The organism is Moritella sp. PE36, from assembly GCF_000170855.1.
Classification (GTDB): Bacteria; Pseudomonadota; Gammaproteobacteria; order Enterobacterales; family Moritellaceae; genus Moritella.
The window spans coordinates 24,538-47,573 of record NZ_ABCQ01000023.1 but is presented as its reverse complement, the minus strand read 5'-3'; the positions used below and the strand labels follow the sequence as shown (position 1 = coordinate 47,573).

26 protein-coding genes are annotated in these 23,036 nt (G+C 42.1%); 17 read left to right on the top strand and 9 right to left on the bottom strand.

All coding sequences use genetic code 11. The features are described from left to right. Window positions 1–39: 39 nt before the first annotated feature. Entirely contained in the window at window positions 40–1,449 is a 1,410-nt protein-coding gene (locus PE36_RS13695; protein WP_006032640.1) for a cobyric acid synthase, read from the top strand. 115 nt (window positions 1,450–1,564) lie between these two features. Here the strand turns inward: PE36_RS13695 and pdxH are convergent, their stop codons facing one another. Continuing rightward, window positions 1,565–2,218 (bottom strand): pyridoxamine 5'-phosphate oxidase, encoded by a 654-nt coding sequence (pdxH, locus tag PE36_RS13690; RefSeq protein ID WP_006032639.1) that lies wholly within the window; start codon window positions 2,216–2,218, stop codon window positions 1,565–1,567. Between the two features lie 9 nt (window positions 2,219–2,227). After that, window positions 2,228–2,491, bottom strand: coding sequence for a GrxA family glutaredoxin (locus tag PE36_RS13685; RefSeq protein WP_006032638.1), 264 nt, complete (start codon window positions 2,489–2,491; stop codon window positions 2,228–2,230). 303 nt (window positions 2,492–2,794) lie between these two features. Between PE36_RS13685 and pssA the strand changes: the two genes are divergently transcribed. From pssA to PE36_RS13665, 4 genes are all read left to right on the top strand, one after another. Next, window positions 2,795–4,144 carry a CDP-diacylglycerol--serine O-phosphatidyltransferase gene (gene pssA / locus PE36_RS13680; protein ID WP_006032637.1) on the top strand — a complete coding sequence of 450 codons (1,350 nt, stop codon included), beginning with the start codon at window positions 2,795–2,797 and terminating at the stop codon, window positions 4,142–4,144. A gap of 182 nt (window positions 4,145–4,326) precedes the next feature. After that, window positions 4,327–4,638: an HlyU family transcriptional regulator gene (locus PE36_RS13675; RefSeq protein WP_043994533.1), complete on the top strand. Its 312-nt coding sequence runs from the start codon at window positions 4,327–4,329 to the stop codon at window positions 4,636–4,638. A gap of 35 nt (window positions 4,639–4,673) precedes the next feature. Then, on the top strand, window positions 4,674–5,315 hold the full coding sequence (gene msrA / locus PE36_RS13670) for a peptide-methionine (S)-S-oxide reductase MsrA (protein ID WP_006032635.1): 642 nt from the start codon (window positions 4,674–4,676) through the stop codon (window positions 5,313–5,315). A gap of 2 nt (window positions 5,316–5,317) precedes the next feature. Continuing rightward, window positions 5,318–5,959 (top strand): M50 family metallopeptidase, encoded by a 642-nt coding sequence (locus tag PE36_RS13665; protein ID WP_083798011.1) that lies wholly within the window; start codon window positions 5,318–5,320, stop codon window positions 5,957–5,959. Here PE36_RS13665 and PE36_RS13660 read toward each other — a convergent pair. The 4 genes from PE36_RS13660 to PE36_RS13645 form a co-directional block, all read right to left on the bottom strand. Further along, window positions 5,935–6,798, bottom strand: a complete 864-nt coding sequence (locus PE36_RS13660) for a 4'-phosphopantetheinyl transferase superfamily protein (RefSeq protein ID WP_006032633.1) — start codon at window positions 6,796–6,798, stop codon at window positions 5,935–5,937. The genes PE36_RS13665 and PE36_RS13660 overlap by 25 nt on opposite strands. A 54-nt stretch (window positions 6,799–6,852) precedes the next feature. Continuing rightward, window positions 6,853–7,401: a hypothetical protein gene (locus PE36_RS13655; protein WP_006032632.1), complete on the bottom strand. Its 549-nt coding sequence runs from the start codon at window positions 7,399–7,401 to the stop codon at window positions 6,853–6,855. 72 nt (window positions 7,402–7,473) lie between these two features. After that, on the bottom strand, window positions 7,474–8,256 hold the full coding sequence (locus PE36_RS13650; protein ID WP_006032631.1) for a TSUP family transporter: 783 nt from the start codon (window positions 8,254–8,256) through the stop codon (window positions 7,474–7,476). Between the two features lie 26 nt (window positions 8,257–8,282). After that, window positions 8,283–9,164 carry an NAD(P)-dependent oxidoreductase gene (locus tag PE36_RS13645; RefSeq protein ID WP_043994532.1) on the bottom strand — a complete coding sequence of 294 codons (882 nt, stop codon included), beginning with the start codon at window positions 9,162–9,164 and terminating at the stop codon, window positions 8,283–8,285. Between the two features lie 215 nt (window positions 9,165–9,379). Between PE36_RS13645 and PE36_RS13640 the strand changes: the two genes are divergently transcribed. The 3 genes from PE36_RS13640 to PE36_RS13630 are packed head-to-tail and all read left to right on the top strand — an operon-like array spanning window position 9,380 to window position 12,263. Next, window positions 9,380–10,726 carry a PLP-dependent aminotransferase family protein gene (locus PE36_RS13640; RefSeq protein ID WP_006032629.1) on the top strand — a complete coding sequence of 449 codons (1,347 nt, stop codon included), beginning with the start codon at window positions 9,380–9,382 and terminating at the stop codon, window positions 10,724–10,726. A 57-nt stretch (window positions 10,727–10,783) separates the two neighbouring features. Further along, entirely contained in the window at window positions 10,784–11,419 is a 636-nt protein-coding gene (locus tag PE36_RS13635) for a hypothetical protein (protein ID WP_006032628.1), read from the top strand. Between the two features lie 34 nt (window positions 11,420–11,453). Next, entirely contained in the window at window positions 11,454–12,263 is an 810-nt protein-coding gene (locus PE36_RS13630; RefSeq protein WP_043994531.1) for a DUF4344 domain-containing metallopeptidase, read from the top strand. A 26-nt stretch (window positions 12,264–12,289) separates the two neighbouring features. Here the strand turns inward: PE36_RS13630 and yfbR are convergent, their stop codons facing one another. Then, complete coding sequence (gene yfbR, locus PE36_RS13625; protein ID WP_006032626.1) at window positions 12,290–12,868, bottom strand: 5'-deoxynucleotidase; 579 nt, start codon at window positions 12,866–12,868, stop codon at window positions 12,290–12,292. Between the two features lie 204 nt (window positions 12,869–13,072). Between yfbR and PE36_RS13620 the strand changes: the two genes are divergently transcribed. The 5 genes from PE36_RS13620 to PE36_RS13600 all read left to right on the top strand — a co-directional run bounded on the left by PE36_RS13620 (window position 13,073) and on the right by PE36_RS13600 (window position 17,541). After that, complete coding sequence (locus tag PE36_RS13620) at window positions 13,073–14,227, top strand: hypothetical protein (RefSeq protein ID WP_043994530.1); 1,155 nt, start codon at window positions 13,073–13,075, stop codon at window positions 14,225–14,227. Further along, window positions 14,217–15,122, top strand: coding sequence for a metal ABC transporter solute-binding protein, Zn/Mn family (locus PE36_RS13615; RefSeq protein WP_006032624.1), 906 nt, complete (start codon window positions 14,217–14,219; stop codon window positions 15,120–15,122). The genes PE36_RS13620 and PE36_RS13615 overlap by 11 nt, the downstream gene beginning before the upstream one ends. A 3-nt stretch (window positions 15,123–15,125) precedes the next feature. Next, window positions 15,126–15,914 carry a metal ABC transporter permease gene (locus PE36_RS13610; RefSeq protein ID WP_006032623.1) on the top strand — a complete coding sequence of 263 codons (789 nt, stop codon included), beginning with the start codon at window positions 15,126–15,128 and terminating at the stop codon, window positions 15,912–15,914. A gap of 621 nt (window positions 15,915–16,535) precedes the next feature. Beyond that, entirely contained in the window at window positions 16,536–17,201 is a 666-nt protein-coding gene (locus tag PE36_RS13605) for a flagellar brake protein (RefSeq protein ID WP_006032622.1), read from the top strand. Window positions 17,202–17,223: 22 nt separating this feature from the next. Continuing rightward, window positions 17,224–17,541, top strand: a complete 318-nt coding sequence (locus tag PE36_RS13600) for a heavy metal-binding domain-containing protein (protein ID WP_043994529.1) — start codon at window positions 17,224–17,226, stop codon at window positions 17,539–17,541. 147 nt (window positions 17,542–17,688) lie between these two features. Here PE36_RS13600 and PE36_RS13595 read toward each other — a convergent pair whose 3' ends face one another. Further along, window positions 17,689–18,906: a pyridoxal phosphate-dependent aminotransferase gene (locus PE36_RS13595; RefSeq protein WP_006032620.1), complete on the bottom strand. Its 1,218-nt coding sequence runs from the start codon at window positions 18,904–18,906 to the stop codon at window positions 17,689–17,691. 249 nt (window positions 18,907–19,155) lie between these two features. On the opposite strand from PE36_RS13595, the gene PE36_RS13590 reads away from it, so the two are divergent. The 4 genes from PE36_RS13590 to pabC all read left to right on the top strand — a co-directional run bounded on the left by PE36_RS13590 (window position 19,156) and on the right by pabC (window position 22,083). Next, window positions 19,156–19,608 carry a PaaI family thioesterase gene (locus PE36_RS13590; protein WP_006032619.1) on the top strand — a complete coding sequence of 151 codons (453 nt, stop codon included), beginning with the start codon at window positions 19,156–19,158 and terminating at the stop codon, window positions 19,606–19,608. A gap of 9 nt (window positions 19,609–19,617) precedes the next feature. Further along, window positions 19,618–20,421, top strand: a complete 804-nt coding sequence (locus PE36_RS13585) for a glycerophosphoryl diester phosphodiesterase (RefSeq protein WP_006032618.1) — start codon at window positions 19,618–19,620, stop codon at window positions 20,419–20,421. Window positions 20,422–20,511: 90 nt separating this feature from the next. After that, a complete protein-coding gene (locus tag PE36_RS13580) occupies window positions 20,512–21,225 on the top strand; it encodes a hypothetical protein (RefSeq protein ID WP_006032617.1) in 714 nt (237 codons plus the stop codon). A 15-nt stretch (window positions 21,226–21,240) separates the two neighbouring features. After that, window positions 21,241–22,083, top strand: coding sequence for an aminodeoxychorismate lyase (pabC, locus tag PE36_RS13575; protein WP_006032616.1), 843 nt, complete (start codon window positions 21,241–21,243; stop codon window positions 22,081–22,083). On the opposite strand, the gene PE36_RS13570 is transcribed toward pabC, so the two are convergent. After that, window positions 22,080–22,889, bottom strand: a complete 810-nt coding sequence (locus PE36_RS13570) for a pyruvate, water dikinase regulatory protein (RefSeq protein WP_006032615.1) — start codon at window positions 22,887–22,889, stop codon at window positions 22,080–22,082. The two genes, pabC and PE36_RS13570, sit on opposite strands and share 4 nt — an antisense overlap. Window positions 22,890–23,036 lie beyond the last annotated feature (147 nt).

Here is a 23,036-nt window from a genome sequence, read left to right as displayed (position 1 = left end):
TACACTGCTGATATTCAGTTGCAATCAGATAGATATAAAATGACCAAGCCAATCATGATCATGGGGTGTACTAGCGACGCCGGTAAAAGTTTCGTTGTTGCGGGTTTATGCCGTATGTTTGCTAACCGCGGTGTTAATGTCGCGCCATTTAAAGCCCAGAACATGAGTAATAATGCTGCGGTTACCGCCAAAGGTGAAGAGATTGGCCGAGCCCAATACTTACAAGCCATTGCCGCTAAAGTCACCCCTGATGTGCGGATGAACCCGATATTATTAAAACCAAGTGCAGATACCAAAAGCCAACTTATTTTGAATGGTAAACCAGCGCCTGAGTTGAGTGAGATACCGTGGATGGAGCGTAAAGCTTATTTGTTTACGCACGTTGAAAAAGCGCTCGCAGATTTACAGCAAGAATACCAACAAATCATTATTGAGGGCGCAGGTAGTCCAGCTGAAGTGAATTTACGTCCGAGCGATATTGTTAACATGAGTGTTGCGCTGGCCTGTAATGCGGATGTCTACCTGGTTGCTGATATTGATAAGGGGGGCGCATTTGCACATCTACTCGGCACCTTTATGTGCCTTGCCAAAGAAGAACAGCAACTGATCAAAGGTTTTGTATTAAATAAATTCCGTGGTGATCCACTGTTACTCGGTAATGCGATGGATTGGCTAGAAGACAAAACCGGCGTGCCGACCGTTGCTAATATTCATTATTTCCCGCATCGTTTACCTGAAGAAGATACCCTGCATCATCGTGCAGTCTATCAACGTGGGCACATCAACATCGCCTTAATCGCTTACCCGTACGCAGCGAACATGGACGAGTTTGATAACCTTATTCATCAAGATAACGTCAATGTGGTACCGTTGCGTGATGGCCAGTCATTGGTCGATTTTGATGCCATTATATTACCGGGCAGTAAAAATACGGCTGCGAGCTTATTACATCTGCGTGAGTCTGGACTCGCTAATGAAATCAGCAAGGCTGCACAACGAGGTCAGCCAATTTTAGGTATTTGTGGTGGCATGCAATTATTGGGCGAACATATTCTTGATCCGCATCATATCGAAGGTGGCGATGAACAAGGTTTAGGACTGCTGCCTATCATCACGGCACATGCCCAGACTAAAACCACACGACAACGTGATATTGACTGGCAGGGTTTTAAACTATCAGGTTATGAAATTCATCATGGCCAAACCGAGATGAGCTTGAAGGGTGATGCGCAAACGACTACTTGCAAAAATTTTATTGAGACAGATTTAGGCTGGCAACAAGGTAATGTTTACGGCTGCTATTTACATGGGTTATTTGATAATAAAGGTTTTATTAATCAGTTTTTAACGAATTTAGGCTGGGAGGGTGACGCCGATGATCATGCGGTTAGTTTGGATGCTGAGCTAAACCGTGTCGCGGATATGTTCGAGAAATTGGATTGGTTATAAAACGCAGGATTTAGAGCGGATAAAGCCAGTTGCTTAACAATAGCAAGCAGGTAATTGGCATTACCTGCTTGATTATGCAATTGTTAAACCTGTCAATATTCAGAATAATGGCCTATTAAGGCGCTAGGCGATCAACACGCCAATCATTGCCATCTTTCACATAACTAAAGCGATCATGTAAGCGATCTGCTTTACCTTGCCAAAACTCAATACTGGTTGGTTTTACCACATAGCCGCCCCAAAATTCAGGTAATGGCACTTCTTTATTCGCAAATTTTTCGGTGAACTGCTTAACTTGTTGTTCTAGAATTTTGCGAGAGGTGATCACTGAACTTTGTTCTGATGCCCATGCTCCGATTCGGCTACCACGTCCACGAGACTGGAAGTAGGTATTAGAATCTTCGGCAGAGAGTTTTTCGACTACACCTTGAATACGCACTTGACGTTGTAAAATATTCCAGTGGAATGTTAACGCGATATGTGGATTTTGTGCTAGCTCTTGGCCTTTTCTGCTGTCGTAATTAGTAAAGAAAACAAAACCTTCTTTGCTTAACTCTTTCAGTAGTACCACACGACAAGAAGGGTAACCATTGGCATCAACAGTCGACACTGTCATGGATTCTGGTAAGACGATGCCGCAGTCTTGCGCCGCTTTAAACCAATTCTGGAACTGATCAAACGGATCAACACTGGGATCAAGGTCGGGCAAGTCGATTAATACACCTTGCCCCAGGGTAAATGCACAACGGATCTTATTTAATAAAGACATTGCTCAGCCTTATGCGTATAGACCTAAGTTTTCTTTTGCGAATTGTTCAAATTCAGTACAACCACCCACGTGTTTCTCATCGATAAAGATTTGTGGAACGGTGTTAACTGGTACGCCTGCAGATTTTTCTAGGTCAGCTTTGCTGATGCCTTCTGCAAGCATATCGATGTAATTAAAATCAAAATCTTCATGCTCAGCTTTTAATGTTTCTGCAATTTGTTTTGCACGAACACAGTAAGGGCAACCAGGACGACCAAAGATAACTGTAAACATAATATAAATACTCCGCGTAAATAAAATTGGTTAGCACTATATACGTACTTTAGTGCCAGTACCAGTTGCTAGTGAGTTAGTGCGTACATAATATATTTTTCTGAAATAAAATGAAATTGTTTATTTAATAATAATTGATAGGAATTAACTATTGATGACGAATGTAACATTATCAGTATGACTTCTGTTAAGAAATGTAAATTTTCAGCGTCAAGTTCGAATAATTACAGAGATAAATAGCAATCAGGATTGGAATCAGTAATAATTATCGATTAACTTTTATAAATCAGCTTGAAACGACATATGAAATCATTAGAGTTTTATCAATCTACGATTACCAACTTAAAGCAACTGCCGATGTCGGCAGGGCATATTGATGTTTTATTTTCAGCGCGTGATTTTAAAGCAAAAATGTTAGACTTAATTGCTTCATCTTCGAAACGCATTTACCTTTCGACTTTATATCTTCAAGATGATGATGCAGGTAAAGAAATACTTAATGCGCTTTACCTGGCTCGGGTAAATAATCCTGGGTTAGTGATTAAAGTGTTCGTTGATTTTCATCGTGCACAGCGTGGACTTATTGGTCAGAAAGATCATGGCGGTAATGCCGAACTTTATAGAGACATGCGCCAAAAATTAGGTGATAAAGTAACCATCTTAGGCGTACCGGTTAAAGGCAAAGAAGTGTTGGGGGTCTTGCATCTTAAAGGCTTTATCTTTGATGATAATGTGCTTTACAGTGGCGCGAGTATTAATGACATCTATCTACATCAAGCGGATAAATATCGTTGTGATCGTTATCATGTGCTGTACAACCCTGCGTTAGCGGATTCAATGACCGCGTATTTAGAAGATTACTTTGTTAGCCAGAGCGCGGTGACTCGACTTGATGATGATGTGATCCCGTCAAGCAAAGCCTTGAAGCAAGATATTCGTCAGTTCAAAAAAACGTTACGCAGTGCACAATATCACTATATTAATACCACCCCAGAAAGTAACGAAGTCGGCATCACGCCTATTTCTGGTTTTGGTCGTCATGGCAACAAATTAAATCAAACCATCACTAACTTATTACGTGCAGTAGAAAGCGAAATCACTATTTTTACCCCGTATTTTAATTTGCCGTTATCAATATCAAAAGATATTAAGCGCCTGTTAAAACGTAATGTGAAAGTAACTTTGGTGATCGGGGATAAAACCGCAAACGATTTCTACATTCCACCGTCAGAACCGTTTAAGGTGATATCAGCACTGCCTTATATTTATGAATCTTACCTATATAAGTTTGTCAAAACTTGCCAGCCTTATATCGATAAAGGCTTGCTTAACGTGCGCTTATGGAACGATGAAGGCAATAGCTTCCACCTTAAAGGTTTATGCTGTGATTATAAGTATCACCTATTAACAGGTAATAACTTAAACCCACGCGCATGGGGTTTAGATCTCGAGAATGGTATTCTAATTCATGATACTAAGCAGTTATTAAAAGATACCCTGCAAGCAGAGCAAGAGCATGTGCTGAAAAACACCCGTCGCATTAAACACCTTTCTGATTTAGAAAGCATGGCGGACTATCCAGCACCAGTGCAGAAATTTATGCGCCGTATTAAAACTACGCGCTTGGATATGTTACTCAAACGTATTCTATAATATAGCGATTCTTCACGCTTAATGATGATAACAAAGGCTTGTTACTGTTTCGGTAACAAGCCTTTGTCGTTTTTAACCACCAGACACTGATTGCTATCCTGATAGAAAAAGACTATTGCTCTGTTCTAGCTTGCTGATTATACTCTGGTTAACTATCAAACAATTAAATTGGCCGTGATATTATGTTTGGATTTTTAAAACGATTTTTTTCTACTTCTATGGATTCGGATACTAAACCTGTCGACAATACACCGACTGTTGAACCAATCGATTACAATGGCTATCTTATCTTTGTGATGCCGAAGGAAGAGGCGGGTCAATACCGTGTAGCGGGTTTAATTGAAAAGCCTGTTGTAGGCGACGAAGAAGCTGATAATTTAAAGCACGAATTTATTCGTTCTGATGTTTGCATGAGTAAGCCGCAAGCGGAACAAATCACGTTACAAAAATGTAAGTTATTCATCGACCAAGTCGGCGATAACATGTTTAAGTAACTAAGGTCTTTTGACTCATTACGCTGGAGTTCACTATGTTTTTTGCAAAAAATAAGTCAACCATGGTTAGCAAATCGGATGCGTTGCCTGATAACCCAACGGCAATCCCAGTTGATGCGTTACATTATGTGTCAGCCACTAATATGGTGCCGCCTTTTGTAGCCCAACATCAAGTATGTTATTTCGCGATGGGCTGCTTCTGGGGCGCTGAACGATTATTTTGGTCGGTACCGGGCGTCGTGACAACCGCAGTCGGTTATCAAGGTGGTTATACTGTGCATCCGCATTATCAACAAGTGTGCACTGGCCAAACTGGCCATACTGAATCTGTGTTAGTTGTTTTCGATCCGGAAGTGATTAGCTATACAGAACTCCTTATCTTGTTTTGGGAAAACCATCAATCAACCCAAGGTATGCGACAGGGTGCTGATCAGGGTACACAATACCGTTCTGCGTTGTACTGCACTTCGGCGCAACAATTATCTGAAGCAAAAGCTTCTGCTGTGCATTATCAGCAAGCATTAGTGGATGGCGGCAGTGATGACACAATTACCACCGAAATCGACTTGGCGGCACCATTTTATTATGCCGAGGCGGATCACCAGCAGTACCTTGCTAAAAATCCACAAGGCTATTGCGGCATAGGCGGCAGTGGCATCTGTTACCCAGGGAATTAATCATGCAAGCGAGAGATAGGCGAATTCTATTTATATTGGTGTTTACGGTTCTCGCTTTTATGTGGCAAAGCACGTTAATTGCTCCGCTCAAAATCTTAGTGGTATTTTTGCATGAGCTTAGCCATGCGCTGGCGACTTGGTTAACCGGTGGTAAGGTTGTGGAGTTTGTGGTCTCGGCCTATCAAAGTGGCCATGTTATCTCGGCGGGTGGCTCGCGGTTTATTATTCTTAGTGCAGGCTATTTGGGCTCGTTACTGTTTGGCTTGTTATTTTATGCGGCCAGCAGTCGTCGTAAAACCACCGATATTAGCTTAGCGTTATTGGCTATCACCATGTTACTCGTGGCCGTGTTTTTTGGTGGCACCTTGTATACCATCGGCTTTGCCGCCGTCATCGCCTTGGTGATCATGGTGTTATTAAAGTACGCTAGTGCGGGTATCAAGCAAACCGTGTTATTAGTGTTTGCGAGTGCCAGCATGATTTATGTACCTATCGATATTTGGCAAGATACCATCATTCATAGCGGATCCTTATCTGATGCGCGTATGTTAGCCAATGAAATGGGCGGTGCGACCTTTATGTGGGGTGGTCTGTGGTTTGTCGCTAGTTTGTATTTTATTTATTTAACGCTACGTAAATCGTGATTAAAGATCGCCGTTAACACCTTAATATCGGTACCGACATGAGTATTGCTATCGGTATTAATCGACGTATTGTCAGTGACTTCAACGTTGCTGATAATACTGATGTCAAACGCTTGCTCGTACGCTTCATAACAACCTGAGTGTACATGCAATTGCAGGCAATGCTCAAATACGTTATCACGCAGTAATTTGGCGATAGGTTGTTTAATGGCTTTGGCTAGCGCTTCTTTTAACGTCCATATGCGATACAACGCCTTGGCGTGCACAGCTTTAATCATCTCTTCGGTAACCGCGTCAGCTTGGGCCATACAGGCGCGTAATTCTTCACTATGATAGTAATGCTTGGCGACTTTTTCGAGCGTACGCTTGGTCGAGATCCATTCTAAATCCACACCTAGTTGCATTGGTTTTATTGTTAGTGCTTGCATCGCAGCATGCTTTACCGGTACGAGGGCAACCAGCACTTGGCCATGAGAGTGAGAAATACAACAGTGTAGCGCGATAACCTCGTCATGCTGATATACCTTTAAGCAAGTATCCTTATCATCGAACAGCACAGCCAGTGAATCAAAATCATAGCCTAAACATTGGCTCGCATAGGTCTTAATGATAAAGCGACTCGCGAGGTATTCTTGCTTTGCTTGTTGCTGTTTACGTTTTGCAAATACGGCCTGCTCTTGTGGGTGTAAATACTGCGCAGCCAGTGCGGTGATCTGTTCGCTATCAATGTTGTTACTGTTAAACAAGTAAAGATCAATACCGACATTTGCACTGACTGGAAAGTCGCTATGCGAGCTGAAGGTAAGTTGCTGACTGAAGAATGCGGCAGTGTGTGGCATTAAAGATGAGACCGTTATAGTGCTGTGGGCAGAAAGTATAACAATCTCTTGCGACTACTTCAGTAAACCTTGTAATTTTTTTTGCTGTCGAATCAGCCATTCTGGCGTCGTTGTTGTCATTCCCTCTGGTTTTAAAGTGGGGTGGGATACCATCATTTTATTAATGGTTAATTCTTGTTGTTGTTCGATGTCGATAAATAATATGGTCTTGCCATTTTCGAGGGACTGTTTGAATGCTTGGCTATTAATATTGGGTAGCTGAATACCCATGTGATCACCTTCCCAAGTGCAAAAAACCAGTACCACCAAGGCGAACATGATAAGCGGCATGCCACCCAGTGGACCATTATACCAGCCTTGAAAATAAGTCAGTAACAAGATGGTGACCGCGAACATAATCCCAATCGCTGCGCCGATATCACCACTCTTAATTAAGCCTTTTTTCAGTGAGTTATCTACTTCGTATAAATGATGATGACCTAAGGATTTATCATCATTGGTTAAGGTATGGATATGGTCTTTAGCTATGCCATAGGATTGCAATTCATGTTCGATTATCTCCAGTTCATCCTGAGAGTCGACGATATAGTAATGCCTTAACATGGTAACCACCTTACAGCTCAATGGCGTGATAATAACTTCAGTACACAACCTTATTATTATAGTTGAAAACAGCTATATCAGAAGAAACTTATAACCTAATGAGGCCATCAGTAACATCAAGGACACGGATAATGTTTTACGCACAAAGTCAGGGCCAAATTTCATTGCCGATGCACTACCTAAATGATTACCAATCAGGTTCATCACCACTAAAGGCAGGGCTAGCATGTAAAGTAATTTACCTGCCAGCATAAACGCAATTAACGCGCCGATATTTGACGAAAAGTTGAATAGCTTAGAGGTTGCCGATGCTGACACTAAATCAAACTTTAACAAGTAATGCAGCACTAAGATCAAGAGACTGCCGGTACCTGGACCAAAGAAACCATCATAAAAACCAATCACGAACACCGCCAGTGGCACGCCAAAATAGATGACCTTGGTATTAACAGCCTGTTCACTGTGGTGATTATCTTGCTTGGGAATAAAAGAGACAAGGATACCGATGGGCAACATGCCAAGGATTATTTTACCGACAGTATCAGGATCAAAGTAGAGGATCGATTCAGCACCTATGTAGGCACCAATTAATCCAGCGGGGATCCCGGATGCCACTGCAGTCCAAATAACCTTCTTGTTTTTGACAAAATTGCGTATCGCTGCAATTGTGCCGAGTGTACTGACTATCTTTTCTTGCCCTAACGCGACCTGTGGCGGTAACCCAGCTAAGATGAAGGAAGGCACCAGTATTAAGCCGCCTCCGCCTGCGACACTATCAATAAAGCCCGCCGCAAAAGCGGATGCCATTAACGCCAGTAGTATCCATAGCGTGATATCTGCACCAAAAATTTCCATTTTAATATTCTCCTACGTTGTTATCTTTAGACTGATTTTATCGCGTTAGCTTTGATGAGAATTGATGTGTCCATATTCCCCAGTCCGTGTTGCTGTAATATCTCGTAATCACTATCGACTTGACTCGTTAAAGGTAATTGCAGTTGATAGCGTTCAGCTTCTTCTAAGCAGATCCCTAGATCTTTCCTCATTAGGTTGATCGCAAAGCCAAAGTCAAATTGATCGTTTGCCATCGTTTCTGCACGGTTTTCCATCTGCCATGATCCCGCTGCGCCATGCTTAAGCGTCTCGACTACGAGTGCTACATCTAATGATGCCTTTTCCGCTAACGTTAATGCTTCACTTAAACCTTGTAAAACCCCCGCGATGCATATTTGATTTACCATTTTACAACGTTGTCCCTGACCGTGATTGCCGAGTAACGTGGCCTGTTTGGCATAAGCGTTAAGCACAGGTTGAAGTGTTGTGAAGGTCTCAGTGTTACCGCCACACATGACGGTTAACGTGCCATTTTCGGCACCTGCTTGCCCACCTGAAACGGGCGCATCCATAAATTCAACATCATGGTTTGCACATGCTGCGGCTAACTCGATGGCAAGCTGCGCTGATGTGGTGGTGTGATCGACTAAGATAGCGCCCGGTTTGAGGCTGGCCAATACGCCGGATTCGCCGTATACCACGCTGCGTACATCGTCATCGTTACCAACACAAATGAACACGACATCTGCGTTTTCTGCCGCTTCTTTAGGGGACGTAGCCAATTCCCCTTGATAGTCATTTACCCATTTCATGGCTTTTTCGGTGGTACGATTGAATACCGTTGTTTTATATCCGGCACGTTTTAAATAACCCGCCATTGGGTAGCCCATCACCCCAAGACCAACAAACGCAATGCTTAAAGAATTCATATCTATACTCCAATTTACCAATGACATATGTCAATTTGTATTTATAACTTATTGCATTACCTTGTGGTAAGTCAATTGTTTTATACAATTAATTAACAAATATAATTGTATAAATAGGTAAATGTAATGGTTCTAGCGCTGTATGTTTTATTTCAGCGAGGTAAACTAAGGGCAATTAAGATTATGTTTTTGCAGTGTTCATTAGAGGCAAGTTAATGAGTGATATTAAGTTTCGACAAATCGCCGAAACCATTGAAACTAGAATTAATACTGGTGTGTATCAACCGAATACTAAATTACCGCCACATCGGGTGCTCGCTGATGAGCTTGAGACTACGCCGACAACGGTGTCCAAGGCCTATAAATTATTGGCAGAGAAAAATAAAGTTGAATCCTTTGTTGGGCGAGGCACGTTTGTCTGTGGTAATTCTGAATTGGAAACTGTGATCCAAGCCTCTGATGATGATGCAGATTACAATTTTTCGATTTTACAGCCTTGCTTAAAATATAATGTCTTACCCTTGCAGGCTGCTTTTCAACAAACCTATGCGGCGTTGCCGAGTGAGTTATTAGGCTATATCGAACATAGCGGGCATTTATCCCACCGAGAAGCAGGTGTGAAGTGGGCGGCGGAATTTGGTTTGTCGGTTTCAGACCCTAACGACATATTACTCGCCAGTGGCGCGCAGAATGCGCTGGAAATATTGATCCAGACCTATACCAATCCCGGCGATTGCATTGCTGTCGAAGCATTTACGTACCCTGGCATTCTCTCTATTGCTAATTTATTGGGTCGCCGTATTGTTGACGTCGAGATGGATAGTGAAGGCATGTGCCCGATTGCACTTAAAGATACTATTCTTAACGATAAACCGAAAGTAGTGGTGATTGTACCGTCACATCAAAATCCGACGGGCGTGACTATGCCGCAAGCGCGCAGAGAAGCCATTGCTAAGGTGATTGCAGAAGGGGATATTTGGTTATTAGAAGATGACATTTACGGCTTCTTGAACCCAGTGACGATCCCTGCTATTACCAATTATATACCGGAAAAAAGCTTTCATATTACCAGTCTGTCGAAGGCGATTAGTCCGGCGTTACGCTGTGCGTTTATCAAAGCGCCAAAAAGTGAGATCCGCAAAGTAGGGGCGTGTATTCGTACGTCTATTTGGCTGGCGTCACCGTTAAACTTCGCGGTGGCAGCGCAGTTGATTAATTCCGGTGAAGCATTTTCGATGGCGCATCAACAAAAATTATTGGCGGCGCAACGACAACAGTTTGTGACTGAGCAACTTGGGTTCTTAGCTTGCTCGAGTCAACCGACAAGTTACCATATTTGGGTGGCATTACCGGCGCATTGGCGACAAGAGCATTTTGTGATGGAAGCGAAAAACCAGCAATTATTGGTGAGTAGCGGTGGTTATTTCTCGCAACAGAGTGATAAAAGTAACCATATCCGTTTATCATTAATGGCGATAGATGACGAGCAACGCTTCCAGCAAGGTGTTGTATCGCTAGCTAATTTACTCAAAGATGGGCAGGGTTCACACTTCTTGTTTTAATAATTTTAACTGTTCATCATGTAGACCCATAATACGACATGAGACTAAGGAGAGTTTATGTTGAAAAATACGATAACGGGCATGCTTATTTTAAGTTGTTCTGGCTGTGTTTTATTAGAAAAAAAAGATCCAATACCACCAGTCATTGATCCAGCGGATGCAGACGTCCCAGTATTATTAATGCCAACAGCAACGGCAATCTCCGCCGCAGAATGTGCTGGTGATATGGAGTTACCCGTCGAGTTGAGTCGTAAATTTACTGCAGTATCAGATCCTGAACTGTTGGCGCAATCTATCGGTGAAGCGAATGAAGGCAAACTTTGTCAGGGTCAGGTCTATGTTGCCAAACAGAACACCCAAGTTATGTTATTTCGTGGTTGGAATGCTAGCAACCCTGCGAGTGAGTTTGGTGAGTGGTGGGCATTAAAGAGTCCCCGTGGCCAAATCGCGCAATACCGCAGTGATTATCAAATATGCTATCAATGGTCACCGTTAGATAAAATGACCCTGTGTAGTCTAAAAGCCGGTGCGAAAGTGGTGATAGGTACTGGCCAAAGTGCGACGTGTTCGTCATACCTTGATTATCCAAGCTCAGCGAAGAAACAAGTCTACCTTGCCAATGCTAATGCCGACCTGTTTGACTGCTCGAGTTATAACGCCGAGTTTAATTGGACGCCTATTATTAACAATTAATGTGTCTTAGTCATAAACGATAGGTAGGAAATGAATGGGATATTATCAACGCAGGTGGTTATTCGCCGTAATGTTACTTTTCTCTAGTATGAGTATTGCTGCTGATAATGTCATTGTGCGTTATCTGCCGACGAATGATATTAAGTTACAGCTTATCGCTAAAAAATTGCAGTCAGACAGCAGTATTCAAGATGCAATTAGTTTAATGAATGACGAGTTTATCTTTCCTAAACCGTTAACTATCGTCTTTGGTAGTGATGACGGCCCGTTATACGATCCCGCGGTTAATGACATTTTCATCCCCTATCCTTTTTTAGACGAAGTAGATCAGCGCTTCAAGGCTGTTAATTACGCGGGTGATAATCAAGGTAAGGCTAATCCAGAAAATCTAGGTCAGGCGGTGATGGATGTGGTTATACATACGTTATTCCACGAACTTGCTCATGCTTTGATTGCGACGTATGAATTACCGATTGTGGGTAAAGAAGAAGATGCGGCAGATAATTTAGCCGCAGTATTATCGATTGAATATTTTGAAAATGGGGCTGAAATAGCAATTAGCGCAGCAGACCTGTTTTATTTGGAAGGTGATGAGATAGTCGAATTTGAAGAGGCGGATTTCTGGGATGAACACAGCCTCGATTTACAGCGTTACTATGCCACCCTTTGCCATGTTTATGGCAGTGATGATACTCAATACGCCTACTTGTTAGAAGAGACCGGGTTTTCTGATGAACGCGCTGAACTGTGTATTGGTGATTATGAGCGCATGACAAATAACTGGTTAACACTCTTAGACGCTTATATGTCGCCTGAGGTTGATGCTACTACGCCAGCCGAATAAAGTCAGAGTGTTTGTCGTACGCCAATTTAGTCCATATCATCAAACGGCTGACCAATACTTGGTAAGAATACATCGATGAAATAACGAATTTCATCAGTCATGCGCTCGTCTAATGCGGTTTGGCAGCGTAATTTGGCTTTCGCAAATTCATGATTGCCGCAACTTTCTTCTTCAATACACTTCATATGCGCACAGAGAATATCCGCATCTTTGACTAAGGTTTTATAGACAGGAGCAAGATCGGGTGTCGATAATAATGGCTTATACGCGTCACGTAATTCTGCTGGCAGCATATCCAATAGGGTCTTCTCAGCCGCCAATTCAATCTTGTTATATTCACGAATAATGGCTTTGTTGTAATACTTCACTGGGGTAGGTAAGTCGCCGGTGAGCACTTCGGTGGTATCGTGAAACAGTGCCATCGACGCTGCTTTGTCAGGTTCATAGCTTTTGCCATAATAAGTATTCCCGATCAGCGCAAGTGCATGGGCAACCATAGCAACCTGTAAACTGTGCTCGGCTATATTTTCATGGGTGACGTTACGCATCAGCGGCCAACGGTAAATTAACTTCATACGGGCAAGGTGGGCAAAAAAATGGCTCATGATCTTCTCCTGATAACGTTCTTAAAATAACTAAGTATCGGACGACAACAAAGGCTAGATGCACGTAAGTCATCGTTTTTATTACTGTAGCACCTCTTTGCATACTCTCAAAATTTCAAATAGTTAGATTTATCGCTTTGCAGTTAAAGTGTTATGTTATAACATAACAAAATATTAGTGTTATATTATAACAATTAAGGAAAAATAGTTGTGAAAAATAAATTGGTTTCCCTCGCGATTGGTAGCATTTTGGTATCCCCTGCTTTTGCTAATACGTTATCAAATCCACAAATTGGCGTTGTACTCGATGGTTATTACCAAAATGGTGAGCGTAATAACTCTGAACGTGGGGAAGGTTTTGGACTCGGCCACACTGAAATTAGTATGTCCGCTAATATTGATGACAAGTTTCACGGTGTATTGACGACAGTATTAGAGGCGCATGGTGATGAAACCGAGCTTCTTTTAGAAGAGGCGTTTGTTGAAACATTGGCAATGCCTTATGGTTTTAATATTCGTGCTGGACGATTCTTGTCAGACTTTGGTTATTTGAACAACCAGCATGTGCATACAGATAGTTTTGTTGAGCGTCCAATCGCTTACCGTACTTTCTTAGGTTCTCATTATTATGATGATGGTTTGCGTGTAAACCTAGTACTACCAACGGATATGTATGTGAAATTGGGGTTCGAGGCATTGAGTGGCAGTAAGATGTCTGCTGTGGAAGATGGCGCTGAAGTGGGGGTTTATACCACGACATTAAAAGTGGGTGATGATTTTTCAGCATCGTCTAGCTGGCAGTTTGGTTTAAGTTATCTGCGTAATGACAACGGTAAAACCAAAAATTTGGAAGAGCATGACGATAGTGATCATTCCGATCACGACCATGATCATGATCACAGTCACGCATCGGCAGTGACAGGCTCGAATCTATACGGCGCTGACTTTGTGTGGAAGTGGGCACCAGATGGCAACTATAAATACCGTAATTTAACCTTGTCAGCTGAATACATGTTGTTAAACGATATTCTGGACAGTAAATATAAGGGTGCAGAAAATGCACCTGATAATTTAGCCGCGTATTACGTATCGGGTGTATATCGCTTTACCCCTAGTTGGTCGGCTGGTCTACGCTACGGTGAAGCTGAAAACTACGAAGGTCACCTTCATGATGGGAACGCTCATTTGACGGCGATGAACGATACTGAGTTTGATGCCATGCTGGCGTGGAACTCTTCTCATTTTGGTACCGTCCGCGCCCAATATTCGCGTGTTGAAAATCAATCTAAAGAAACGGATAACGTATTCACACTGCAATATGTAATGACGTTTGGGGCCCACGGTGCACATGCGTTTTAAGAAAAGCACATTATTTTTGACCGTGAGTGCAGCCATCTTGTCTGCACCTGCGATGGCGTTAAATATCTTCGTCTGTGAGCCTGAGTGGAAAGCGCTATTGGCCGTACATGCGCCAGAAGCGACCATCTATTCTGCGACTACGGCACTGCAAGACCCACATTACGTGCAAGCGAGGCCGTCTTTAATTGCGAAGATGCGCCAAGCTGATATGGCCATGTGCTCAGGCGCTGAATTGGAAATCGGTTGGTTACCGATGTTGCAAGCGCGAAGCAGTAATCCGGCGGTGCAGAACAATACCCAAAGCATGTTGTATGCGTCAGAGATTGTCAGCATGTTGGATACGCATGACCATGTTGACCGCAGCATGGGTGATATTCATGCCCATGGTAATCCGCATGTGCAGTTTGCCGCTAATGATATGCTCCAACTTTCTCGAGTCGTGGCCAAGCGGTTAGGAAGTATCGATCCTGATAATGCACTGGCATACCAGCGTAATGGTGAAGCGTTCCGTGAAAACTGGCGACACAAGTTAGTGGAATGGGAACAACGCGCTGAACCGCTGCGAGGTATGCAAGTGGTGAGTTATCACGCGACCTATCGTTATCTGTTTGATTGGTTAAAGATGGGGCAGGTTGCAGATCTTGAGCCTAAACCGGGGATCTCGCCGACGACTGCGCATTTGCAATCGTTAACGAAGTTAGATCCTGCGTCGTTTGATGCGATTATTTATTCTTCTCATCAGAATCAACGTCCGGCCAATTGGCTGCATCAGCAAACACAAAAGCCAGTGATTCAATTACCACTAACGGTATCGGAAGGGCAAAGTCTCGACGAATTGTATGATGGTATATTAGATGATTTGCTCGATGTGCTTGCGCAACCAGCGAAGCGCTAAGCTATGCTAATTGATTATCTTTGGCTCGCCCCCGCGGTGTTGTGTGGCCTGATTGCGCTGGTGGGTAATGTGATATTGGGGCAACAAGTGCTACAGCGTAAAATCATTTTTATTGATTTAGCTGTCGCACAAGTTGCCGCATTAGGCGCTGCATTTAGTCAGTATTGGTTAAGTAGTTTTGATGTATTACCCGAGACTTGGTTAGGGCAAATGATCGGTCCTTGGGTATTGTCGCTGATGCTGTGCGGTTTAATTGCTTTGATGGAAAAGCACTATCAACAACACCTTGAACCTATGATCGGCAGCTTGTTTGTGGTGTCTGCTTCATTGGCTATTTTACTGGCAAGTAAGGACCCGCACGGTGCCGACTTTATCCAAGGTATCTTAAATGGTCAGCTGTTATGGGCAACATGGAATGATGTTTGGCCGTTGGCGATTATCACCGCTGCGATGGTGACTTTGGTGACGATGAAACCTGAGTTCATGCGTGGCAGTGGTTTTTACGTTATCTTCGCGATATTAATGCCGATAACGGTCAAGTTGACGGGTATCTACCTTGAATTTGCGTTATTGGTTATTCCAGCACTTTGTGCATCCGCGTTAAAAGGTACACGGTTTTTTATCGCGAGCATGGGTATTGGCGTGACTGGGATTTTGTCTGGTATCGCGATGTCAGCTCATTATGATTTACCCAGTGGAGCAAGCATCGTCATTACGCTGTTTGTATCTGGCCTACTGTTTCATTTATTGTTGCAACCTTGGATTGTAAAGACTGAGGTTCGTGCTTCATAATACTTTATAAAACAAACGTGGTACGGCTTTGACCAAAGTAGTACCACGTTAACTGACTAATAAAATCAGGAGGAATCTATGATCGAAATCCTTGCTACTCTATGCGCTGGTACCTTTTTGGGTGCTGCTTTAGGTATCCTGTCTTGGTTCCTTTCTAATATCTAGCACTGTATTACCTACAAACTAATCCTGACGATAAGTTGATAAGAAGTTAGTTTATTCATCGCAACTGTCAGCTCTTCAACACGCGGTAGAGTACCACGCGGAAGTGATCAGGACGGCTCCAGTTAAAACATGTACCTTGCACAATCAATAGCTTTTCTTGCTGTAACAGATCTAATGCAAATTTATGATCGTCTCTGATATTGAATTCATCGATATTAACTCATCAATATTTTTATAACCATCAGTACTAATTAGTATCCGCATCTTTATCGCTATGAATGTCAGATTAGCATTTGATCTTATAATTCATTCAATAGTTGTTATTGGCTGGCGTGAAGAAATGCAGGGCATCATCACATAACTCATTAATTAAACTCAAATATAGTAGGTTTTAAAAATATTAGTTATATTATTGGATAGATTATATTTGACCGTTGTACAAGGAAGTTAAACAAGATGCTCGAAGCCAGTGCTGAGACAAAGTTACAATTATTTGAGTTAGGACCAGGTAAAATGCTTGATCTGCAAATAAATAACCCACTGCCTGTACGCCTAAAATTATCCCTCGTTGGTTATGATCTTGGTCGATATATCATATTAAAGTATCCTCGAGTCGCAAATAACTCAGAGTATAACGATGTACTCATTGAAGGTAATGGTGTGATTGTACGTTACTTGCTGGAAGGTGATAAAGGCGAGTGTTTCGCCTTTAGTTCTTCTATTCGCAGTGTGACTCAACATCCTGAAAGATTATTGTTTTTAGATTATCCAAAAGAGATCGAAAAACGTCAACTACGTACACAGCAGCGCACTAGCATTCATCTGCCTGCATCCATGAAGTTAAACGATGAGATAAAAAACCAAGGTGGGGCCATCAATGGTGTCATTGTCGATATTTCAACTAATGGCTGTCGTTTTTCTTTTAAAACTAAAAATCCCCGCACTACGGTGAAAAAGCGTGATGTACTGGTGTGTATACAAAGCCCTGTTGATGGCGAAATAAAAATTATGGCTCAGATTTGTAATAGTAGAAATGAAAACGGTGAGATCAGTGTCGGTATTAAATTTATGGATAATGGCAACCTAGTGCCGAAATTATTGTCTCAACTATTTATTGTTTAAACTGTTTATTCAAGGAAATTTTATGATCTATTCAACTACAGAATCAATTCCCGGCAGAGAAATTGAAGAGATAGTCGGTGTTGTTACTGGTAACGTCGTTCAAGCAAAGCATATTGGACGTGACATCATGGCGAGCTTAAAAAGTATTATCGGTGGTGAAATACGCGGTTATACAGAAATGTTAACTGAGGCTAGGGACATAGCGGTTAAACGTCTCATTGCAAATGCGAATGAAAAAGGAGCGGATGCTGTTGTCGGGATCCGTTTTACGACAAGTGCAATTATGGATGGCTCATCTGAAATTATGGTTTTTGGCACCGCGGTTAAATTAAAAAAATAACAGGTCATTCAAAAATATTAGATATAGTGGGCTATTCGAACAGCTCCACTTTTGTCCACAATATTTAGCCTCTTAATAAGGCGTCCATAAAAACAAAAAAAGGCGTCAATTACGACGCCTTTCTAATATCTAAAACTCACTTACGAACTAAGCCTGACGGTAAGTTGATAAGAAGTTAGCTAGTTTATTAATCGCAATAGTCAGCTCTTCAACACGCGGTAAGAATACCACGCGGAAGTGATCAGGGCGGCTCCAGTTAAAACCGGTACCTTGCACAATTAATAGCTTTTCTTGTTGCAACAGATCTAATGCAAATTTCTGATCGTCTTTGATATTGAACATTTCCATATCAATTTTAGGGAACAGATACAGCGCACCTTTTGGTTTCACACAGGTGATACCCGGAATATCATTTAACATCTTCCAGGCTAAATCACGTTGTTCCAGTAAACGACCACCCGGTAAAATCAATTCATTAATACTTTGATAACCACCCAGTGCCGTTTGTATCGCATGTTGCATCGGTACATTCGAACACAGACGCATGGAGGCGAGCATTTCCAACCCAGCAATATAATCCTTAGCAAGATGGGTTGCACCACTCAGTACTAACCAACCAGAGCGGAAACCAGCGATACGGTAAGCTTTAGACAAACCATTGAAGGTAACAATCAGAATATCTTGCGCCAGTGTGCACATAGGCACATGTTCAACACCGTCATATAGGATCTTGTCATAGATCTCATCAGAAAAAATGATCAGATTGTGTTGGCGAGCAACTTCAACCACTTCTAGCAAAAATTCTTTATTATATACCGCACCCGTTGGGTTGTTTGGATTGATTAATACAATACCTTTGGTATTCGGTGTGATCTTGGCTTTAATGTCATCCAGATCCGGATACCAATCTGATTCTTCATCACAAATATAGTGCGTTGCTTTACCACCAGAGAGGGTAATTGCTGCTGTCCATAATGGATAATCAGGTGACGGAACTAACACTTCATCACCATTATTCAGTAATGCCTGCATCGACATCATGATTAATTCTGAAACGCCATTACCCAGGTAAATATTGTCAATCGAGATGTTTAACAGACCTTTCTGTTGGTAATGTTGCATCACGGCTTTGCGCGCAGAATATAACCCTTTTGAGTCACAGTAACCTTGGCTCGATGGGAGGTTATGAATAACGTCTTTTACAATTTCTTCTGGGGCTTCAAAACCAAATGGGGCGGGATTCCCGATGTTTAATTTGATTACTCGATGACCTTCTTCTTCTAAGCGATTCGCTTCTTTTAATACTGGTCCACGTATGTCATAACATACGTTATCTAACTTATGAGATTTTTCTATTGAGTACATCCCGGCTCCAACGCTGTAAATATGTTTATTGTTTATCTTTCTGTAATAAAAGTAACGTATATATGGGATTGTTGGAAGTGATATTTGACGTTCAGGTCGATTTATTGTTGCGTCATTGTTAATTGGTAAGCTTCGGGTGTAACATTATTGGTAATGGTTACCAAATTACGGTAGTTTTGTGAGATTATTGTTGTAATACAGCAGTTAAATACATAATTCATCGATAGTTAAATAGAAGAAGGAAAGAGCATGAGTCAGCAATTAAACCCAGCAACAATGAGTGGACTAGAGATACTACAAGCAATGGCAGAAGGTGTGTTCCCTCATCCGTCTATTTGCGACACCATGCCAATGCAATGTGTCGATGTAAGTGAAGGTCAGGTTCATTTTAGTGTGCAGGCTGATGATCGTCATTTAAACCCGATGGGTGGTGTACACGGTGGTTTTGCAGCCACGGTACTTGATTCGGTTACGGGTTGCGCGACACACACGACACTGATTGCTGGTGAGAGTTATGGCACGGTTGACCTGAATGTAAAAATGGTACGCCCAATTCCCAAAAACACAGCATTACAGGCCAAAGGCAAGGTATTAAACGTATCAAAAACAGTGGTTATCTCGGAAGGTGATATTCGTGATGAAAACGGTAAGCTTTATGCCCACTGTACAGCAACGTGTGTCATTACGCGTCAAACTAAATAGGTTTTTGTTATGGAAAATATCATTTCTGAAATAACAGAGAATACATTTCAGTACAATCCATCAGCTAGTGAAAAAGCGGACAAAATGGTAATGGGGCATCGTGGTGCGTCATCCATTGCCCCGGAAAATACCTTAGCCGCTTTTCAATTAGCTGAAGACAACAATGTACCTTGGATTGAAGTGGATGTTGGTATGCTCGGTGATGGTACGGTTGTTATTTGTCATGATGCAACGCTCGACCGCTGCAGCGATCACAATGGCTTATTATGCGATAAGATCGTTACCGATCTTGATGATATTGACGCGGGAGCCTGGTTCGGACTGGATTTTGTCGGAGAACGCATTCCCACGCTGGTGGATCTAATATTATTCACCAATGAAACTGGCATGAACCTGAATTTAGAAATTAAGTCGGGCAGTGATAAAGCCGCTACTGATCGACTTATTGACGGTATTATTCGCGACATTAATCATCACTGGCAAGGTGGTCAGCAATTGCTGCTCTCGAGCTTTAATTATTTGTTATTAGCAGAGGTGAAACGCCGTGCGCCAGAAATAAGCTTAGGGTGTTTATTTAAATCCCCTCTGCCTGTAGATTGGCTCACCTCGATGCAATATGTCGGTGCTGAGTTTGTTCATCCTAATGATAAAGGCTTGACCGAACCGCAAGTAAAAGCCATGACTGATGCGGGTTATAGTGTGAATGTTTGGACCGTTAACAGTTTGGCGCGTGCTAATCAATTATATAATTGGGGGGTAGCGGGTATTTGCTCTGATATTCCGCAGCAGTTTCCGCCTTGTTATCGGAACTGATCGTTATTGAAATTAATCATTGTTGAAACGGATAACCATAGAAATTAAAGCTACCGATATTGCCAATCGGTAGCTTTAAGGAGCACAGATATGACAGATAAGGATGTTTGTGCAATCAGTGAACGCCTAGCATTACGCTGGCAGTCATTACTGCAAGACAATTTTTCTCACCTAGACACAGCGCAAATACAGCAAGCTTGGTTACGCCTGTTACCACATTACCAAGAAACGCATCGTTATTATCATGATCTCAGCCATATCGATGCCTGCTTTACTTGGTTTGATCGAGTACAGGAACAATTTGATAACCCCTTAGCGGTGGCGCTGGCTATCTGGTTTCATGATATTATTTATGATGTCAGGCGCAGTGACAATGAAGTGAACAGTGGTCACTATGCGATCACGGCTCTTACTAACTTTGCGGTGCCGACGCGATTAGTACAGCAAGTATATGAATTAATCTTGTTAACCCAGCACCCGAGTAAACCAAGAAATGTGCTTAAAGGATTATCAGGCACATTCTTAACCAACACCAACAATGAATTGCTATCGAGTATTAACGACCAAGCGTTATTTTTAGACATTGATTTAACCATATTAGGTCAACATCGCGCTATTTATGCAAACTATGAAAAAGCCATTCGCGCTGAGTACCAGCATGTACCGTTATGGCTGTACAAATTAGGCCGTAAACGTTTACTTAAGCAGTTCTTGTGCCAATCTCGAATTTTTTGTTCTGACTATTTCACCGAAAAATTTGAAAGCCAAGCCAGAGTGAATATACAATCAGTGCTTAAATCTTAATGGAATACTTCAATCATGATTATTAATGGCTCACCCAGTCAAGATGTTGCAATAGCCGATCGTGGTTTCAATTTTGGTGATGGGCACTTTACCACGATCAAAATGGCAACAGGACAAGCCTTACTACTGAATTTACACATAGCACGCTTACAACAAGCGTGTGTGGTATTAGCGATAACGTTTGACCAATGGGATGAATTAGTCGCAGCTATCACCCAACAAGCACTGGTATTACAAGACGGCGTGTTAAAAGTCATGATCACCCGAGGCGAGGGCGGTCGAGGTTACGGTTACGCTTATGGTACTACGGGCTGCTCAAATGCCAATTGGTATTTACAACACCGTCCTATACCACCCACTTACAGTGAATGGGCGAAGTCGGGCATTGAATTAATGCTTTGTGACTATCAGCAAACCGTTAATCCAGCATTGGCGGGATTAAAAACCTTAAACCGATTGGATCAGGTGATGATCAAGCAAGAACTTGATGCCCATAATATGGCAGACGGATTGGTGTGTTCGACAGACGGTTATGTTATCGAAACCTCTGTTGCTAATGTATTTTGGGTGAAAGCCGGTAAAGTCTATACCCCGAGTACGAAACGCAGTGGTGTTGAAGGGGTGATGAAAACACACATTTCAAACGTGTTGAATAGTCTGGGAATCAAGATTGAATCAGGAGATTACACTGTTGCAGATGTGCTTGCTGCAGATGAAGTTTTTATCACTAATTCAGTCATGGAACTGGTGCCTGTTAAACGCATTATGAAGCCAGATTTGAGTATTGATGTGTGTTACGACAAGCCCTACACGCTTAGTCAAATGATAAAGCGCGTAGTGAAATGGCGTTGTAATTAAAAAATACGACGTTTCAAGCCTTTCTTATCCAAGATCTTGGTGGCAATCTCTTCAACCGAAAATGTCGTACTGTTAATGAAAGGGATTTTTTCTCTACGGTATAAGTATTCAACTTCCGCAATCTCTAACTTACATTGACGTAATGACGCATAAGTGCTGTTAGCAAGGCGTTCACTACGGATATTCTGCAGGCGTTTCACATCAATTGTGAGACCAAATATTTTATGTTTATTACGTTTTAATTCTTTTGGCAGTGTTAACTCATCCATGTCATCGGCAATAAATGGGTAGTTGGCGGTCTTGATCCCGAACTGTAAGGCGAGGTATAAACTGGTTGGTGTTTTGCCACTACGTGATACACCGACTAAGATTAAGTCTGCGTCGTCGTAATCTTTACAGCTAATACCGTCATCGTTGGCGAGGGCATAATTCACCGCCTCAATACGGGCATCATAAGTATCAAGTTTAAGGCTATGAGTACGGTGTGATTTTGGCTCTGCTTTGATATTTAATTGCTCAGAAAGTGGTGCCACAAAAGTACTCAAAAAGTCGTGAGAATGGCCTTCATTTGATTCGATGATCGTCCTTATTTCAGATGAAACTATCGAATGAAACACGAGTGGCTTCTGTCCTGTTTTCGCTACGTGTTCGTTGATTTTTTGAGTAACGTATTTTGCTTTTTCTTCGGTCTCAATAAAGGGATAAGTATGCTGATCAAATTCGATTGGAAATTGGCTTAGAAGCGCGTGACCAAAGACTTCAGCGGTGATCGCTGTGCCATCAGAGACATAAAAAACAGTTTGCATTGACTCTATCCTTTTCATAAACAGATGAAATTTTCTAAGTAAGTATCTTACATTGAAATTAATAGCTGTGTATGATTAAAAACACTAAGGAAAGCAAGATGATTATTTTGCATTGACAATATGTGAGCAATATCGAATATCGCTCAC

Bases quoted from the DNA above. Each gene is read 5' to 3' on its own strand.
- PE36_RS13660 (WP_006032633.1), bottom strand. From the start codon at position 6,798: ATGCCACACACTGCCGCATTCTTCAGTCAGCAACTTACCTTCAGCTCG.
- pdxH (WP_006032639.1), bottom strand. From the start codon at position 2,218: ATGTCTTTATTAAATAAGATCCGTTGTGCATTTACCCTGGGGCAAGGT.
- PE36_RS13695 (WP_006032640.1), top strand. From the start codon at position 40: ATGACCAAGCCAATCATGATCATGGGGTGTACTAGCGACGCCGGTAAA.
- PE36_RS13665 (WP_083798011.1), top strand. From the start codon at position 5,318: ATGCAAGCGAGAGATAGGCGAATTCTATTTATATTGGTGTTTACGGTT.
- PE36_RS13655 (WP_006032632.1), bottom strand. From the start codon at position 7,401: ATGTTAAGGCATTACTATATCGTCGACTCTCAGGATGAACTGGAGATA.
- pabC (WP_006032616.1), top strand. From the start codon at position 21,241: ATGATTATTAATGGCTCACCCAGTCAAGATGTTGCAATAGCCGATCGT.
- PE36_RS13635 (WP_006032628.1), top strand. From the start codon at position 10,784: ATGTTGAAAAATACGATAACGGGCATGCTTATTTTAAGTTGTTCTGGC.
- msrA (WP_006032635.1), top strand. From the start codon at position 4,674: ATGTTTTTTGCAAAAAATAAGTCAACCATGGTTAGCAAATCGGATGCG.
- PE36_RS13600 (WP_043994529.1), top strand. From the start codon at position 17,224: ATGATCTATTCAACTACAGAATCAATTCCCGGCAGAGAAATTGAAGAG.
- PE36_RS13675 (WP_043994533.1), top strand. From the start codon at position 4,327: ATGTTTGGATTTTTAAAACGATTTTTTTCTACTTCTATGGATTCGGAT.
- PE36_RS13595 (WP_006032620.1), bottom strand. From the start codon at position 18,906: ATGTACTCAATAGAAAAATCTCATAAGTTAGATAACGTATGTTATGAC.
- PE36_RS13685 (WP_006032638.1), bottom strand. From the start codon at position 2,491: ATGTTTACAGTTATCTTTGGTCGTCCTGGTTGCCCTTACTGTGTTCGT.
- PE36_RS13610 (WP_006032623.1), top strand. From the start codon at position 15,126: ATGCTAATTGATTATCTTTGGCTCGCCCCCGCGGTGTTGTGTGGCCTG.
- PE36_RS13645 (WP_043994532.1), bottom strand. From the start codon at position 9,164: ATGAATTCTTTAAGCATTGCGTTTGTTGGTCTTGGGGTGATGGGCTAC.
- PE36_RS13590 (WP_006032619.1), top strand. From the start codon at position 19,156: ATGAGTCAGCAATTAAACCCAGCAACAATGAGTGGACTAGAGATACTA.
- PE36_RS13615 (WP_006032624.1), top strand. From the start codon at position 14,217: ATGCGTTTTAAGAAAAGCACATTATTTTTGACCGTGAGTGCAGCCATC.
- PE36_RS13585 (WP_006032618.1), top strand. From the start codon at position 19,618: ATGGAAAATATCATTTCTGAAATAACAGAGAATACATTTCAGTACAAT.
- pssA (WP_006032637.1), top strand. From the start codon at position 2,795: ATGAAATCATTAGAGTTTTATCAATCTACGATTACCAACTTAAAGCAA.
- PE36_RS13580 (WP_006032617.1), top strand. From the start codon at position 20,512: ATGACAGATAAGGATGTTTGTGCAATCAGTGAACGCCTAGCATTACGC.
- PE36_RS13650 (WP_006032631.1), bottom strand. From the start codon at position 8,256: ATGGAAATTTTTGGTGCAGATATCACGCTATGGATACTACTGGCGTTA.
- PE36_RS13630 (WP_043994531.1), top strand. From the start codon at position 11,454: ATGGGATATTATCAACGCAGGTGGTTATTCGCCGTAATGTTACTTTTC.
- PE36_RS13640 (WP_006032629.1), top strand. From the start codon at position 9,380: ATGAGTGATATTAAGTTTCGACAAATCGCCGAAACCATTGAAACTAGA.
- yfbR (WP_006032626.1), bottom strand. From the start codon at position 12,868: ATGAGCCATTTTTTTGCCCACCTTGCCCGTATGAAGTTAATTTACCGT.
- PE36_RS13570 (WP_006032615.1), bottom strand. From the start codon at position 22,889: ATGCAAACTGTTTTTTATGTCTCTGATGGCACAGCGATCACCGCTGAA.
- PE36_RS13605 (WP_006032622.1), top strand. From the start codon at position 16,536: ATGCTCGAAGCCAGTGCTGAGACAAAGTTACAATTATTTGAGTTAGGA.